Origin of the sequence: Actinomadura sp. K4S16 (assembly GCF_008327685.1) — a bacterium.
GTDB lineage: Bacteria > Actinomycetota > Actinomycetes > Streptosporangiales > Streptosporangiaceae > Spirillospora.
Genome location: NZ_BDDE01000012.1, coordinates 75,571 through 91,545 on the forward strand (window position 1 = coordinate 75,571; position 15,975 = coordinate 91,545).

Here is a 15,975-nt window from a genome sequence, read left to right on the forward strand (position 1 = left end):
TGTAGTGCGTGTAGAGCGCGCCTAAAACGGGTAGTAGAGAAAGTTGCGAGTTCGGCGGGATGCGCCTGTTATCCGGCTAGGGCGACTAGTTGGAAATAGCTGATTGCATGGTGAGTTTCCCGTTTTGTGGCTATCGCTCTCTTCCTGGGGATAGGTGGGGTGTACGGCGGCGGGCGCGGCGGGACGGGTCCGGCGTTCTGGGTGGCGTTCTGTCCGTACATCTCGTCCAACATCGTCAGTTCGCGAACCCGCGGTCGGCTACACCCTGCCCGACGCGCGTGCGGCGAGCGTGACACGGCGGGGCCGGATCCGCGCTTTTTCGGGACGGCTTCGAGGGCGCCGATGGCCCTGCCGCTGAACCTGCCTTGGTGTTTCCGGGCCGCTCGGGCTCCGCGCACCGATTTCCACGGCCGCCCCATGCCCTTGCCGGGTGGCCGCAATCCCTGGTGCGCGCAATGCCGGAAAGCGCCGATGATTTGCACCGCCGTGGCGCGTCGCCCTGCCCCGCTTGGTGTTGCGCCGCCGGGTGGAAGATCTTTGGGAAGGGTTGCCGGACGGCGCCCGTCCCCGGCGGGTCAGGCCGCGTTCCCGAGGGGCAGACCGCGTTCCCGAGGGGCAGACCGCGTTCCCGAGGGGCAGACCGCGTGTCCGGCGGGTCAGGCTCCGGCGACGGGGTGCGTCAGCAGTGCGACGGGGTCGCGTCCTACACGGGTCACCACGAGGGTCAGCTCCTCGGCGCCCCGTTCCGCGCGGCGCCCGCCGAACCCGAGGTCGCGGCGGAGCCGGTCCACGTCGACGGCGGAACCGCGCTTCTTGACGGTCAGCACGCCGACCTCGCGGCGGCGCAGCTCGGCGCGCAGCCGCTTCACGGAGAAGGGCAGCACGTCCTCGATCTCGTAGGCGGAGGCGAACGGCGTCGGGCGCAGCTCGTCTGACGTGACGTACGCGATGCGGGGGTCCGCCAGGCCGCCGCCGACCAGATCCGCGACCTCGCCGACCAGGTGGGCCCGGATCACGGCGCCGTCAGGCTCGTACAGGTACCGGCCCCATGCACGCACGTCGGGCTCGCCCGCGCCGCTGGAAGTCAGCGTCCAGACCCGGGGCTCTGTCTCGGGCAGGGGCTCGGTCTCTGGAAAATGGGTGTCGGACGAGAGGAGAGTGGCCCGCCGGCCCGCGTCGCCTGCCAGCCCGCCCAGCCATAGGGCGGCCTCCTTCACGTCGCCGCCGACCGAGATCCACTCGGCCTCGGCATCGTCCGGTACGGCCTCATGGGGGATGCCGGGTGCGACCTTCAGGCAGGCGGCGGGCACCTGCCGGGCCATCTCCAGGACGACGTCGAACGGCGGTTCGTACGAGCGGGGATCGAAGACCCGGCCGCGCGCCGTGCGCCGTCCAGGGTCGGCGAAGACCGCGTCGAACCCGGCCGGGTCCTCCTTGGTCGCGTCCCCGGCCCGCACGGAGGCGAGACCGTCCAGTCCGAGAGCGGCCACGTTGGCGCGGGCCACCTCGGCCGTCAGCGGGTCCAGCTCCACGCCTTCCCCGATGAGGCCCGCGCGCGCTCGGGCGATGAGGTCGGCCCCTATCCCGCACCCCAGTTCCAGCACGCGCGCCCCGGGCAGCCGGTCCGCGAACCGTGCGGCACGGTAGGCCGCCACGCTCGCGCGGGTGGACTGCTCAAGCCCCGCCTGCGTGAAGTACATGCGGTCGGCGTCGGCCCCGAACTTGGCGCGGGCCCGCGCCCGCAACCGCACCTGGGTCAGCGCGGCGGCCACGAGCGAGGGGTCGTCGTGCCGTTCGCGCAGCCGCGACGCCGTGGCGAGCAGACCGTCCTCGCTCACGTCCGCCTCGGCCGCCTCCCTGAGGAGCGCCTGGCCGGAGGGGGTGCGCAGGGCCCGGAACGACGCGATGTCCATAGGGTGGAAGTTAGCGGCAGGAAGCGGAACCCCGGGCCCGGTGAACGTCCGGAGACGGCCGGTCGGCGGGTTCGTGTCCGTGTTGACGGGGTAACGGGCACGGAATAGTCTCACGACTGGCACTCTCAAGGGTAGAGTGCCAACCACAGCGACGAAGGTCGGTCTGGCACCCGCGACGGCAGGCCGGTCCAGGGTCGCCTCTTCTGTCACATGTGCTGGTCGGTCATCCATGGCCGGCCGAGGACCAATCGAAGGGGAGGTCAGATCGTGACGACCGCCACCAAGGTTGTTCTCAAGCCGCTTGAGGACCGCATCGTCGTCCAGCCGCTTGAGGCCGAGACCACCACCGCGTCGGGCCTGGTGATTCCGGACACCGCCAAGGAGAAGCCCCAGGAGGGCACCGTCCTTGCCGTTGGCCCGGGTCGCGTCGACGACAAGGGCGAGCGCGTCCCGGTCGACGTCAAGGTCGGCGAGGTCGTGCTCTACAGCAAGTACGGCGGCACCGAGGTCAAGTACAACGGCGAGGAGTACCTCGTCCTCTCGGCCCGCGACGTGCTCGCGGTCATCGAGAAGTAATCACCGAGACGTGATGCACCCGCCCCGGTCGGCGCCGCCTTCGGGCGGCCCGCCGGGGCGGATCGCGTGAAAGAGGAGTATCCGCATGGCGAAGATCCTGGAGTTCGAGGAGGACGCTCGCCGGGCTCTTGAGCGCGGCGTCAACGCTCTCGCGGACGCCGTCAAGGTGACGATCGGCCCGCGCGGCCGCAACGTCGTCATCGACAAGAAGTTCGGCGCGCCGACGATCACCAACGACGGCGTCACCATCGCCCGCGAGGTGGAGCTGGAGGACCCCTACGAGAACCTCGGGGCCCAGCTCGCCAAGGAAGTGGCGACCAAGACCAACGACATCGCGGGCGACGGCACCACCACGGCGACCGTCCTCGCGCAGGCGCTGGTCCGGGAGGGCACCCGCAACGTGGCGGCCGGCGCGTCGCCGCTCGCCCTCAAGCGCGGCATCGACGCGGCCGCCCAGTACGTGTCCGACCAGCTGCTGAAGTCGGCCCGCGAGGTCGAGGAGAAGGGCGAGATCGCGCACGTCGCGACCATCTCGGCCCAGGACCCGCAGATCGGCGAGCTGATCGCCGAGGCGTTCGAGAAGGTCGGCAAGGACGGCGTCATCACCGTCGAGGAGGCCCACACCATGGGCCTCGAGCTGGAGTTCACCGAGGGCCTCCAGTTCGACAAGGGCTACCTGTCGCCGCACATGGTCACCGACCACGAGCGCATGGAGGCCGTCCTGGAGGACGCCTACGTGCTCATCGTGGACGGCAAGATCTCCAACGTGCAGGAGTTCCTGCCGCTGGCGGAGAAGGTCGCGCAGACCAAGAAGCCGCTGCTCGTGGTGGCCGAGGACGTCGAGGGCGAGGCCCTTGCGCTGCTCGTCGCCAACAAGATCCGCGGCACGTTCCTGTCCGTCGCGGTCAAGGCGCCCGGCTTCGGCGACCGCCGCAAGGCGATGCTCGGCGACATGGCCACCCTGACCGGCGGCCAGGTCGTCAGCGAGGCCATCGGCCTCAAGCTCGACTCGATCGGGCTGGAGGACCTCGGCCGCGCCCGCCGGATCACCGTCACCAAGGACGCCACCACCATCGTCGACGGCGAGGGCTCAGCGGACGAGGTGACCGCCCGGATCAACCAGATCAAGGTCGAGATCGAGAACAGCGACTCCGACTGGGACCGCGAGAAGCTGCAGGAGCGCCTGGCCAAGCTGGCCGGCGGGGTCTGCGTGCTGCGCGTCGGCGCCGCCACCGAGGTGGAGCTGAAGGAGAAGAAGCACCGCCTCGAGGACGCCATCTCGGCGACCCGCGCGGCGATCGAGGAGGGCATCGTCTCCGGCGGCGGCAGCGCCCTGGTGCACGTCGCCAAGGAGGGCTTCGGCGCCCTCGGCCTGTCCGGCGACGAGGCCACCGGCGCCGAGGCGGTCCGCCGCGCGCTGCCCGAGCCCCTGCGCTGGATCTCCGAGAACGCCGGCCAGGAGGGCTACGTCGTCGTCTCCAAGGTGCAGGAGCTGCAGGCCGGGCACGGCTACAACGCCGCCACCGGCGAGTACGGCGACCTGATCGCCCAGGGCGTCATCGACCCGGTGAAGGTCACCCGCTCGGCGGTCACCAACGCCGCCTCCATCGCGGGCATGCTGCTCACCACCGAGGTGCTCGTGGTCGACAAGCCGGAGGAGGCCGAGGAGGCCGCCGGCGGCGGTCACGGCCACGGTCACGGCCACGGCCACTGAGAACGGCCGACCGGCGGGCTCGTCCCGTCCGGGAAGCGTAGGCGAGACCCCCGCCCCTCCAGGCGGGGGTCTCGCTGCGTCTCCGGCAGGAGGGCCGTCCTCGGGCCAGGGCCGGGTCCGACGGACGGGTTGCGTTCCCATCGGAGAAAGCGCGTTCTCGCCGGAAAAGCTCGCGACGCGCGGCAGCGGAGTGACCACGACGCGTAATAACTCCAGGTTCGCTCCCGCACTGTGACCATTCCGTTGTAGAGGACAGTGGAGACACGCCCGGGGGTGCTGGGCATCATGCTTGACGTGACCGAGGGATGCTTCGCCGGGACCATGACCGCGCGCGCTGCCGAACCCTCGAGCGGGCCGGCCCCTCCGCCTCCCGGCGGTCTCGGCCGCGGGACGCGGGCGCTGCGCGCCGCCCACGCCGGCGACGGCGACCTCAAGGAGCTGACCCATCTCGCCGTGCAGGGCGACCCGGGCGCCATCGAGGTCCTCATCGCCGAGGTGCGTCCCATGATCGTCCGGTACTGCCGGGCCCGGCTCGGCCGGGTCTCCGGGCAGTACCACATCGCCGACGACGTGGCCCAAGAGGTCTGCATCGCCGTCCTGTCGGCCCTGCCCCGCTACCGGGACATGGGCCGGCCGTTCGCCTCCTTCGTCTTCGGCATCGCCGCGCACAAGATCGCGGACGCGCTGCGCAGCGCGGTCCGCGCCGCCGTGCCCACCGAGGACCTGCCGGACGGTCCGGACGACCGTCCCGGGCCCGAGGAGACGGTGGTCCGCTACATCGAGGCGCAGCGCGCCCGCGACCTGCTCACGCGGCTGCCCGAGCACCAGCGCGAGCTCGTGCTGCTGCGGGTCGTCGCGGGGCTGTCGGCGGAGGAGACCGGTAATGTGCTGGGCATGTCGGCGGGGGCGGTACGGGTCGCGCAGCACCGGGCTCTGGCCCGGCTCCGGGCGATGGCCAGAGAGGAGTCGATCGCTTGACGGAGCGCGGCCCCCACACCGGCCTGCGGGGCGCCCCGGATCCGGACGAGCCTTCGAGCCCCGGCGACGCCCCGGCCCCGGCCCCGGCGTCCCGCCCGGTCGCCGCCCCGCCCGTGGACCTGTCCGCGGTGCGCCGTACCGACGCGATCATCGAGTCGCTGGCGGCGCGGGACGCTGCCGGTACCGCGGCCCCCGCTGAGGGCCCCACTGAAGGCCCCGCTGAGGGCTCTGCCGAGGGCCCCGACGAGGCTCTCCGCGCCGGTCCGCCGGACGACGAGCGCGACCCGGCGGACGAGGGGCGGGCCGACGACCGCGACCCCGCGGTGCGGCTCCTGCGCGCACTGATAGTCGACGTCGACGACCCGACCTGCGAAGCCCCTGACCAGAGCTGCGACGCCCCCGGCCCGCCCGCCCCCTCGGGGCCCGGCCCGCGCCGCCGCGGGCCGCGCACCATCGTGGCCCTGGGCGTGGCCGGCGCCGTCCTCGCCAGCAGCGGCGTCGCGGCCGCCGGCGGCCGCGACGCCGAGCGCACCACCGCCTCCCCGGCGCCGAGCGCGGCCGGCGTGGCGGAGGACGTCGACCGGACCGCCGACTCCGAGGCCGGTGTCCTCGAACGCCCCCAGACGCCCGTGCGCCCCGCGCCGGATGCCGGACGCCCCGCGCAGCGCACGCCGTCCGACGACCCTGGCCTGGGCCGTGGGGACTACCGGCAGTTCAAGCGGCGCGGTGAGAGCGGCGTCCCGAGGCTGATTCCCCGGCGCCCCCCGCACCGGCAGGAGGCCCCGATGATGTTCACGGACCCGGGCGACAAGCCCGAGGCGCAGTCCGCCGACGACCCCCGACTCCGCCTGGACGACCTGCGCCGGATAGTCCGCAAGCGGGCCCTCGACTACCAGAACCGCTCCATCGAGGACTGAGAAACCTCCTCGGCACGCACTTCGTGCGAACCGGCAGGGTCAGTTCTCGTCGCGGCCCTCTTCGCTGTCGATCACGCCGTCGACGTAGCCGCGGGCGTACTCCCAGCTGACGTAGTCGACGGGATCGGGGGAGAGGGCGGGCTCGTGCACGCGGGGAAGGCCCTCGTCCAGGAGGTGGCGCAGGTTGCCGTGCAGCAGCTCCCAGTCGATGTAGTGCAGCTTGCCGCAGTCGCCGCAGTCGACCGTGAGGCCGCGTACGCCGAGCGGCTCCAGCAGGGCCCGGAAGACCTCCAGGTCGGCGAGGTCGGCCAGCACGTCCTCCCGCTCCGTCACGCTGAGCGGAGCGGTCTCGTCGCTCGGGTCGCCGAGCGCCGCCGCGGGATCCTCCGGGTCTCCGGCGAACGGGTCGAGCGGAGCATCGTCGTGCACACCCCCACGCTACTGCGCGACGCCCCGTGAGGTGCACCCCCGCTCCTCTCCGAGTGCGAACGGTCGCGAAGCGTAAGGGCGGTCAGGGGAATGGGAAGGACCGCCCGGCGTGTTGGGAGATGTCACCAAGACCACGTGACCGCCGCGGGCAAAGCCCGTCCCGCCGCGGGCTCAGGCCCCTACCATGGGGACAGGGTCCTTGTGACCTGGCCCGACGTCGCCACCATTACGGGAAGGTTGTCATGAACCCCGCCGCCGCGCCCGACAAGTTCCTCCCGCAGGGCCTGACCTTCGACGACGTGCTCCTGCTGCCGGGCTACTCCGACCTGCAGCCGGGCGAGGCCGACACCACGACCCGGCTGACCCGCGAGATCTCGCTGCGGATCCCGCTCGTCTCGGCGGCGATGGACACCGTCACCGAGGCCCGCACCGCGGTCGCGATGGCGCGCCAGGGCGGCATCGGCGTGCTGCACCGCAACATGTCGATCGAGGAGCAGGCCGCGGAGGCAGACCGGGTCAAGCGCTCCGAGGCCGGGATGATCACCAACCCGGTGACCTGCCTGCCGGACGCCACGCTCGCCGACGTCGAGGCGCTGTGCGCCCGCTACCGGATCTCCGGCGTGCCGGTCACCGACGTGCGCGGTGTGCTGGTCGGCATCGTGACCAACCGGGACATGCGCTTCGAGACCGACCTGTCCCGCCCCGTCCGCGAGGTCATGACGGCGATGCCGCTCGTCACCGCCCCGGTGGACGTCTCCCGCGAGGACGCGTTCCGCCTGCTCGCGGGCAACAAGGTGGAGAAGCTCCCGCTCGTCGACGCCGACGGCCGCCTCAAGGGCCTGATCACCACCAAGGACTTCACCAAGAGCGAGCAGTACCCCGACTCCACCAAGGACGCCGACGGCCGCCTGCTCGTCGCCGCGGCCGTGGGCGTCGGCGAGGACGCGCTGCGCCGCGCCCGCGCCCTCATCGAGGCCGGTACCGACGTCGTCATCGTGGACACGGCGCACGGCCACTCCAAGGGCGTCGCCGACACGATCGCCGCGATCAAGGGCAACTCGTCCGTCCAGGTCGTCGGCGGCAACGTCGCCACCGCGGCGGGCGCCCAGGTCCTGGTGGACGCGGGCGCCGACGCGATCAAGGTCGGCGTGGGCCCCGGCTCCATCTGCACCACCCGCATCGTCGCCGGCGTCGGCGTCCCGCAGATCACCGCGATCTTCGAGGCGTCCCGCGCGGCGAAGGAGGCCGGCGTCCCGGTGATCGGAGACGGCGGCCTGCAGTACTCGGGCGACATCGCCAAGGCCCTGGTCGCGGGCGCCGACACGGTGATGCTCGGCAGCCTGCTCGCCGGCGTCGAGGAGTCCCCGGGCGAGCTGATCTTCGTCCACGGCAAGCAGTACAAGTCCTACCGCGGCATGGGCTCGCTCGGCGCGATGCGCAACCGCGAGCGCGGCGCCTCGTACTCCAAGGACCGCTACGCCCAGGCCGACGTCAACGCCGAGGAGAAGCTGATCCCGGAGGGCGTCGAGGGCCAGGTCCCCTACCGCGGGCCCCTCGCCAACGTCGCGCACCAGCTCGTCGGCGGGCTCCACCAGTCGATGTGGTACGCGGGCACCCGCACCATCCCCGAGCTCCAGGAGCGCGGCCAGCTCATGCGCATCAGCGTCGCGGGCCTGCGCGAGAGCCACCCGCACGACATCCAGATGACGGTGGAGGCCCCCAACTACCAGGGCCGCTGACCTGACGTAAGCTCTTCCGGGGCTTGGTCCCGCGAACCGCGGGAAGACCAGATCACGTGGAGGAAGGGCGCAGTGGCTGCTGAGGTGGAGATCGGCCGTGGCAAGAGCGGCCGCCGGGCGTACGCCTTCGACGACATCGGCATCGTGCCGTCCCGCCGGACGCGCGATCCCGAGGAGGTCAGCGTCGCCTGGCAGATCGACGCCTACCGGTTCGAGATGCCGCTGGTCGTCGCGCCGATGGACAGCGTCGTCAGCCCCGCCACCGCGATCGCCGTCGGACGGCTCGGCGGGCTCGCCGTGCTCGACCTCGAAGGGCTCTGGACGCGCTACGAGAGCCCCGAGCCGCTGCTCGCCGAGATCGCCTCGCTGGACGACGTCCGCGCCACCCAGCGGCTCCAGGAGATCTACTCCGAGCCGATCAAGGAAGAGCTGATCGGCCGCCGGATCGAGGAGGTCCGCGAGGCGGGCGTCACCGTCGCGGCGCGGCTGTCGCCGCAGCGCACCGCACAGTTCCACAAGGCCGTCATCGACGCGGGCGTCGACCTGTTCGTGATCCGCGGGACGACCGTGTCCGCCGAGCACGTGTCCGGGCGCGCGGAGCCGCTGAACCTCAAGCAGTTCATCTACGACCTCGACGTCCCCGTGATCGTCGGCGGCTGCTCCACCTACACGGCGGCGCTGCACCTGATGCGCACCGGCGCGGCCGGCGTGCTGGTCGGGTTCGGCGGCGGCTCCGGGCACACGACGCGGACCGTCCTCGGCGTCGCGGTCCCGATGGCCACCGCGGTCGCCGACGTGGCCGCCGCCCGCCGCGACTACATGGACGAGTCCGGCGGCCGCTACGTGCACGTGATCGCCGACGGCGGCATGGTCAACAGCGGCGACATCGCCAAGGCGTTCGCCTGCGGCTCCGACGCCGTGATGGTCGGCTCCCCGTTCGCCCGCTCCACCGAGGCGCCCGGACGCGGCTACCACTGGGGCAGCGAGGCCCACCACGGCGACGTCCCCCGCGGCACCCGCATCGAGATCGGGACGATCGGGACGATGGAGCAGATCCTGCACGGCCCGTCCCACGTGGCCGACGGCTCCATGAACCTGATCGGCGCGCTGCGCCGCTCGATGGCCACCGCCGGGTACACGGAGCTGAAGGAGTTCCAGCGGGTCCAGGTCGTCGTGGCCCCCGGGCAGTCCACGGACTGAGCCGGTCCAGGGGCTGAGCCGGTCGCCGACTGAGAGACACCCCACCCCCGTTTGATCGCATCTCGGGGTGAACCGGTCCTTACTCTTGGGTAGGAACCTGTTCCGAAACCGAACCGCTGTGGGGGGATGCGCGATGACGGGATCACCGGTGACGGGTCTTGGAAGCTCCCGGCTCGGCCCGGCCGAGCGGGCGGCGGCCCTTGACCGCATGGCCCGCGAGGAGTTCGACGTCGTCGTGGTCGGCGGCGGCATCGTCGGCGCCGGCGCGGCGCTCGACGCGGCCACCCGCGGCCTGTCGGTCGCGGTGGTCGAGGCCCGCGACTACGCGTCCGGGACGTCGTCGCGGTCCTCCAAGCTGATCCACGGCGGGCTGCGCTACCTGGAGCAGTACAACTTCGACCTCGTCCGGGAGGCGCTGACCGAGCGCGCGCTGCTGCTCCAGCAGATCGCGCCGCACCTGGTGAAGCCCGTCCCGTTCCTGCTGCCGACGACGCACCGCGTGTGGGAGCGCGCGTACCTCGGTGCGGGCGTGGCCCTCTACGACGCCCTCTCCTTCCAGATGGGCAGCACGCGCGGCGTCCCGCACCACCGGCACCTGACGCGCCGCGGCGCGCTGCGCCTCGCGCCGTCCCTGCGCAAGGACGCCTTCACCGGCGCGATCCAGTACTGGGACGCGCAGGTCGACGACGCCCGCTACGTGCTGACCGTCCTGCGGACGGCGGCGGAGTACGGCGCCCAGATCGCTTCGCGCACCCAGTGCCTCGGGTTCCTGCGCGAGGGGGAGCGGGTCACCGGCCTGCGCATCCGCGACCTTGAGGGCGGCGCTACCAGCGAGGTCCGCGCGAAGCAGGTCGTCAACGCGACCGGCGTGTGGACCGACGACATCCAGGAGCTCGTCGGCGGACGCGGCCAGATCCACGTGAAGGCGTCCAAGGGCATCCACCTGGTCGTGCCGAAGGACCGCATCCACTCCTCGACGGGGCTCATCCTGCGCACCGAGAAGTCGGTGCTCTTCGTGATCCCTTGGGGCCGCCACTGGATCATCGGCACCACCGACACCGCCTGGGATCTCGACAGGGCCCACCCCGCCGCGTCCAAGGCCGACATCGACTACGTGCTGGACCACGTCAACTCCGTCCTGGCGACGCCGCTCACGCACGACGACGTGGAGGGCGTCTACGCGGGCCTGCGCCCCCTCCTCACCGGCGAGACCGAGGAGACGTCCAAGCTCTCCCGCGAGCACGTGGTCGCGCACCCCGTCCCGGGCCTCGTCCTGGTGGCGGGCGGCAAGTACACGACCTACCGGGTCATGGCCAAGGACGCCATCGACGCGGTCGCCCACGGCCTCGACGGCAAGGTCGCCCAGTCCTGCACCGACCGGATCCCGCTCGTCGGCGGCGACGGCTTCCAGGCCATGTGGAACGCCCGGCACCGCCTCGCCGCGCGCTCCGGCCTGCACGTCGCCCGCATCGAACACCTCCTGCGCCGCTACGGGACGCTCCTGGACGACCTGCTCGAACTCATCGCCGACAAGCCCGACCTCGCCAAGCCGCTGAGCGGGGCCGACGACTACCTGCGCGCCGAGGTCGTCTACGCCGCCACCCACGAGGGCGCCCGGCACCTCAACGACGTCCTCGCCCGCCGGACCCGCATCTCCATCGAGACCTGGGACCGCGGCGTCGGCGTCGCCCAGGAGGCGGCCGACCTGCTGGCCCCGGTCCTGGGCTGGTCCAAGAAGCAGCGCGACAGGGAGATCGAGTACTACCGCAAGCGCGTCGAGGCGGAGCGCGCCTCCCAGACGCAGGAGGGCGACCAGGAGGCCGACGCCCACCGCCGCGGCGCCCCCGACATCGTCCCCGTCGCCACGCCCTGACCCCGTCGCCTCCGGCCTGGCGCTCAGCGTTCGAGTCGGCCTCGCATGAGGGCCCTGCCGGTGCTGTACAGCTCGGCGGGGACCCGGACGGGGTCGAGGAGGTGCTGGAATGCCAGGCCGAAGTCGAGGGCCATGGTGAGGGTGGCGCGGTCGTCCGGAGCGATACCGTCGGGGGCGGTTTCGTCGGGGGCGGCGCCGTCCGCGGGTTGGAGCTCCCGGGCGAGTTCGGCGCGGCGTTCGGCGTACCAGTCGGCGATGCGCCACCCGGCGGCGTAGTCGCGCATGCCGTAGAGCCAGAACTCGACCAGGAGCAGGGCGAGGCGGCGTGGGGCCTCGCCCGGGTCGCGGCGGGACGGGCGGCCGGTGGGGTCGGCGTCCTCGGCGTCCTCGGCGGCGGCGCGGAGCTCCTCGCAGACGCCGGTGCGGGTGCGGGCGCTGGTGATGCGCTCCATCAGGGCGAGCAGCATGTCGGTCTTGCCGGCGAAGTTGGAGTAGACGGCGCCCTTGGTGAGGCCGGCGGCCGCGGCGATGTCGTCGAGCGAGGCGCCGTGGATGCCGCGTTCGGCCCAGAGGCGCTCGGCGGCGGCGAGCAGGGCGGCGCGGGTCTGCTCCCGCCGGTCCCGGCGCGGCCGGGGGCGGCCGGGGTCACCCTCGGGCGTGCGGCCGCGGGCGTGCGTCATCGCTGTCCCTCCCCTGGACGGCGCCGCGCCCTCGGGCGGCGCTGAGATTCTCCTCCTGCTTTCGGGATACACCGGGCGGACACGGTCAGTCCTCGACTTGCACAACTCCGGCCTGCTTGGAACGGTCCGTTCGGCGAGGTTTGTCAGCCGCGGTCGGAGAAACCGGGATCGCCCGGGGGAGTCGGCGGGACCTAGTGGGGCATATCACTGCAAGTAGCGCATTACTTGCGGGTAGCCAAACTGGACGGGTGGTCATACCCTGCCTGCATGGCATCCCCGACGGTCCCTGCCGAAGGCGCGGCAGACCCTGCCGAAGGCGCGACGAACTCTGCCGAAGACACGGCGAAGCCTGCCGAAGACGCGGCGAGCACTACCGAAGGCGTGAAGGACTCCGCTGACGGCGCGGCGGCCCCTGCCGAAGGCGCCGCGGTCCCTGCCGAAGGCTCGGAGAACTCCGCCGAAGGCGTGAAGGACTCCGTTGACGGCGCTGCGGCCCCTGCCAAGAGCGCGACGAACCCTGCCGAGGGCGCGGCGAACTCCGCCGGAGACTCGGTGGACACTGCCGACGCCGCGGCGGACTCTGCCAAGAGCGCGGCGGAGCACAGCCTCCCCAAGGCGCTGATCGACCGGCTGGTCTCGCATGTCGTCTCGGACGGCGCCGAGACCGCGACGATCCCCACCCCCTTCACCGGTGAGCCGCTCGCGGCCGTTCCGCTGTCGAGCCCCGAGGACGTCCGGGCCGCCTACGAGCGGGCGCGCAAGGCGCAGCGGGCCTGGGCGGCGCTGCCGGCGGGCGAGCGGGTCAAGCCCTTCCTGCGGCTCGCGGACGCCCTGGTCGACCGGCGCGAGGAGATCCTCGACGTCATCCAGCTGGAGACCGGCAAGGCGCGCCGCCACGCCATGGAGGAGTTCCTCGATGTGGCGCTGTGCTCGCTCTACTACGCCCGGCGGGCCCCGCGGCTGCTGAAGCCGCGCCGCCGCCAGGGGATGATGCCCGGGGTGACCCGCGTCCAGGAGCTGCGGCACCCGAAGGGCGTCGTGGCGCTGATCGCGCCGTGGAACTACCCGTTCGCGCTCGGGGCCAGCGACATCGCGCCGGCGCTGATGGCGGGCAACGCGGTCATCCACAAGCCGGACACCCAGACCTGCCTGTCCAGCCTGTGGGTCCTCGACCTGCTGGTGTCGCTCGGGCTGCCCAAGGACCTGTGGCAGATCGTCGTCGGGGAGCCGTCCGAGATCGGCGACCCGCTGGTGGACAACGCCGACTACGTCTCGTTCACCGGCTCCACGCGCGGTGGCAAGGCGATCGCGGAGAAGGTGGCGCCGCGCCTGGTCGCCTACTCGCTGGAGCTCGGCGGCAAGAACCCGATGATCGTCATGCCGGACGCCGACGTCGAGCGCGCCGCGCGCGGCGCCGTCCGCGCGTGCTTCACCAACGCCGGGCAGCTGTGCATCTCGATCGAGCGGATGTACGTGCACGAGGACGTCTACGACCGCTTCGTCCCGAGGTTCGTCGAGCTGGTCAAGGGCATGAAGCTCGGCACCGGCCTGAACTTCGAGGCCGAGATGGGCTCGCTGACCCACAAGCGCCAGCTGGACGCGGTTTCCGCGCACGTCGACCAGGCCGTCAAGGAGGGCGCGACCGTCCTCGCCGGCGGGAAGGCCCGTCCGGACGTCGGCCCGCTGTTCTACGAGCCGACGGTCCTCGCGGACGTCAACGGCGACATGGACCTGTGCGCGAACGAGACGTTCGGCCCCGTCGTCTCCGTCTACAAGTACCGGGACGAGGACGAGGTCGTCGCCCGCGCCAACGACACGTCCTACGGGCTGAACGCGTCGGTGTGGACGAAGAACGCGGCGCGCGGCCGCCGCATCGCCGCCCGCATCCAGGCGGGGACGGTCAACATCAACGACGGCTACGGCGCCGCGTACGCCTCGTACGACTCCCCGATGGGCGGGATGAAGCAGTCCGGTGTGGGACGCCGCCACGGGTCCGAGGGGCTGCTGAAGTTCACCGAGGTCCAGACCGTCGCGAGCCAGCACTTCATGGACCTGGAGCCGCCGGGCGCCATCGGCTACGACAAGTTCGCCGACTACATGGCCACCGGCATCAAGCTCATGAAGAAGCTGCGGATCAAGTAGGGAACGCCTGTGAAGCATGACTTCGACGTGCTCGTCGTCGGGTCGGGGTTCGGCGGCAGCGTCTCGGCGCTGCGGCTGACCGAGAAGGGCTACCGGGTCGGGGTCATCGAGGCGGGCCGCCGCTTCGACACGAACCCGGCCGGGGCGCCGGGGTCCCGGTATCCGGAGCTGCCGAGGACGAACTGGCGCATCGCCCGATACCTGTGGGCGCCCGCGCTCGGCCTGACCGGCATCCAGCGGATGCACCTCATCCGCGGCGCGAAGTCGAGCCGCGTGATGGTGCTGGCGGGCGCGGGCGTCGGCGGCGGGTCCCTCAACTACGCCAACACGCTGTACGTCCCGCCGGAGCCGTTCTTCAAGGACCGGCAGTGGGCGCACATCACCGACTGGCGGGACGAGCTGGCGCCCTACTACGAGCAGGCGAAGCGCATGCTCGGCGTCGTCCAGAACCCGACGACGACGGCGGCCGACAAGGTCATGAAGCGGGTCGCCGACCGGATGGGCAAAGGCGAGACGTTCGTGAAGACGCCCGTCGGCGTCTACTTCGGGCGCGGCGCCGGGATCGAGAGCGCCGACCCCTACTTCGGTGGCGAGGGCCCGCGCCGGCGCGGCTGCCTGGAGTGCGGCGAGTGCATGACGGGCTGCCGCCACGGCTCGAAGAACATGCTGACGGAGAACTACCTGTACCTGGCCGAGAAGGCGGGCGCCCGGGTGATGCCGCTCAGCCGCGTCACCGCGGTGCGGCCGCGCGCCGGGGGCGGCTACGAGGTCGACATCGTCCGGACCGGCTCGTTCGGCCGCAACCGCAAGACGCTCACCGCCGAGCAGGTCGTCTTCGCCGCGGGCACCTACGGGACGCAGAAGCTCCTGCACAAGCTGAAGTCGACCGGGCTGCTGCCGCGGCTGTCCGACCGGCTCGGCGCCCTGACCCGCACCAACTCCGAGGCGATCCTGGGCGGCGGGCGCCGGGGCGGCAAGCCGGGCCCGGACTTCTCCGAGGGCGTGGCGATCACGTCCTCGTTCCACCCGACGCCGGACACCCACATCGAGCCCGTCCGGTACGGCCGCGGCTCGAACCTGCTCGCGAGCCTGCAGACCCTCCTGGTGGACGGCGACCGGCCGGGGGAGCGGCACAGGCCGCGGATCCTGAAGTTCGCCCGTGAGGTGGTGCGCCGGCCCGGCGACCTCGTCCAGCTCTTCGACGTCCGGCGCTGGTCGCAGCGGACCGTCATCGCGCTGGTCATGCAGACCCGCGACAACTCGATCACGCTGAGCCCGAAGAAGGGCCCGTTCGGGTGGGACGTCCGCGCGTCCGCCGGGCACGGCGAGCCGAACCCGACCTGGATCCCCGAGGGGCACGAGGCGACCCGCCTGATCGCCGAGGAGATCGGCGGCATCCCGGGCGGCGCCTGGGGCGACCTGTTCGACATCCCGATGACCGCGCACTTCCTCGGCGGCTGCGCGATCGGCGACTCCGCCGAGACGGGCGTGATCGACCCCTACCACCGCGTCTACGGGCACCGCGGACTGCACGTCGTGGACGGCTCCGCCGTCTCGGCCAACCTGGGCGTCAACCCGTCGCTCACCATCACGGCCCAGGCCGAGCGCGCCATGTCGTTCTGGCCGAACCGTGCGGAGAAGGACCCTCGCCCCGCCCTGGGCGACGCCTACCGGCGCCTCGCCCCGGTCGCGCCGAAGAACCCCGTCGTCCCGGCCGACGCCCCCGCGGCTCTGAAACTCCCGATAGTCGACATCGCCTGACCCGCTCGGTGGCCGCCCCGGCGGAAGCCGAGGAGCCCGGTGCCGGAGCGGAA

At 72.2% G+C, this 15,975-nt stretch carries 12 protein-coding genes; 9 read left to right on the top strand and 3 right to left on the bottom strand.

Going from position 1 to position 15,975, the window contains the following annotated elements; all coding sequences use genetic code 11:
- Nucleotides 1-656: 656 nt before the first annotated feature.
- Nucleotides 657-1,913, bottom strand: a complete 1,257-nt coding sequence (locus K4S16_RS11805) for an SAM-dependent methyltransferase (protein WP_149258965.1) — start codon at nt 1,911-1,913, stop codon at nt 657-659.
- Nucleotides 1,914-2,177: 264 nt separating this feature from the next.
- On the opposite strand from K4S16_RS11805, the gene groES reads away from it, so the two are divergent.
- The 4 genes from groES (at nt 2,178) to K4S16_RS11825 (ending at nt 6,098) form a co-directional block, all read left to right on the top strand.
- The gene (gene groES, locus K4S16_RS11810) at nt 2,178-2,489 is read left to right on the top strand and encodes a co-chaperone GroES (protein WP_200841863.1); all 312 of its coding nucleotides are present in this window, start codon (nt 2,178-2,180) and stop codon (nt 2,487-2,489) included.
- 85 nt (nt 2,490-2,574) lie between these two features.
- Nucleotides 2,575-4,203, top strand: a complete 1,629-nt coding sequence (gene groL, locus K4S16_RS11815) for a chaperonin GroEL (RefSeq protein ID WP_149258966.1) — start codon at nt 2,575-2,577, stop codon at nt 4,201-4,203.
- A 294-nt stretch (nt 4,204-4,497) separates the two neighbouring features.
- Complete coding sequence (locus K4S16_RS11820) at nt 4,498-5,181, top strand: sigma-70 family RNA polymerase sigma factor (protein WP_235036732.1); 684 nt, start codon at nt 4,498-4,500, stop codon at nt 5,179-5,181.
- A complete protein-coding gene (locus K4S16_RS11825) occupies nt 5,178-6,098 on the top strand; it encodes a hypothetical protein (protein ID WP_149258967.1) in 921 nt (306 codons plus the stop codon). Before K4S16_RS11820 ends, K4S16_RS11825 begins: the two co-directional genes overlap by 4 nt.
- Before the next feature lie 39 nt (nt 6,099-6,137).
- Here the strand turns inward: K4S16_RS11825 and K4S16_RS11830 are convergent, their stop codons facing one another.
- Complete coding sequence (locus tag K4S16_RS11830) at nt 6,138-6,527, bottom strand: DUF5319 domain-containing protein (RefSeq protein WP_149258968.1); 390 nt, start codon at nt 6,525-6,527, stop codon at nt 6,138-6,140.
- A 242-nt stretch (nt 6,528-6,769) separates the two neighbouring features.
- On the opposite strand from K4S16_RS11830, the gene guaB reads away from it, so the two are divergent.
- The 3 genes from guaB (at nt 6,770) to K4S16_RS11845 (ending at nt 11,339) form a co-directional block, all read left to right on the top strand.
- Nucleotides 6,770-8,266, top strand: coding sequence for an IMP dehydrogenase (guaB, locus tag K4S16_RS11835; RefSeq protein WP_149258969.1), 1,497 nt, complete (start codon nt 6,770-6,772; stop codon nt 8,264-8,266).
- Between the two features lie 84 nt (nt 8,267-8,350).
- Nucleotides 8,351-9,466 carry a GuaB3 family IMP dehydrogenase-related protein gene (locus tag K4S16_RS11840; protein ID WP_149259529.1) on the top strand — a complete coding sequence of 372 codons (1,116 nt, stop codon included), beginning with the start codon at nt 8,351-8,353 and terminating at the stop codon, nt 9,464-9,466.
- Nucleotides 9,467-9,599: 133 nt separating this feature from the next.
- Nucleotides 9,600-11,339 (top strand): glycerol-3-phosphate dehydrogenase/oxidase, encoded by a 1,740-nt coding sequence (locus tag K4S16_RS11845; RefSeq protein WP_149258970.1) that lies wholly within the window; start codon nt 9,600-9,602, stop codon nt 11,337-11,339.
- A gap of 23 nt (nt 11,340-11,362) precedes the next feature.
- Here the strand turns inward: K4S16_RS11845 and K4S16_RS11850 are convergent, their stop codons facing one another.
- Nucleotides 11,363-12,019 carry a TetR/AcrR family transcriptional regulator gene (locus K4S16_RS11850; protein WP_149258971.1) on the bottom strand — a complete coding sequence of 219 codons (657 nt, stop codon included), beginning with the start codon at nt 12,017-12,019 and terminating at the stop codon, nt 11,363-11,365.
- A gap of 552 nt (nt 12,020-12,571) precedes the next feature.
- Between K4S16_RS11850 and K4S16_RS11855 the strand changes: the two genes are divergently transcribed.
- Both K4S16_RS11855 and K4S16_RS11860 read left to right on the top strand, forming a co-directional pair.
- Nucleotides 12,572-14,161: a succinic semialdehyde dehydrogenase gene (locus tag K4S16_RS11855; RefSeq protein ID WP_149259530.1), complete on the top strand. Its 1,590-nt coding sequence runs from the start codon at nt 12,572-12,574 to the stop codon at nt 14,159-14,161.
- Nucleotides 14,162-14,170: 9 nt separating this feature from the next.
- Nucleotides 14,171-15,922, top strand: a complete 1,752-nt coding sequence (locus K4S16_RS11860; RefSeq protein WP_149258972.1) for an FAD-dependent oxidoreductase — start codon at nt 14,171-14,173, stop codon at nt 15,920-15,922.
- Nucleotides 15,923-15,975: the final 53 nt, after the last annotated feature.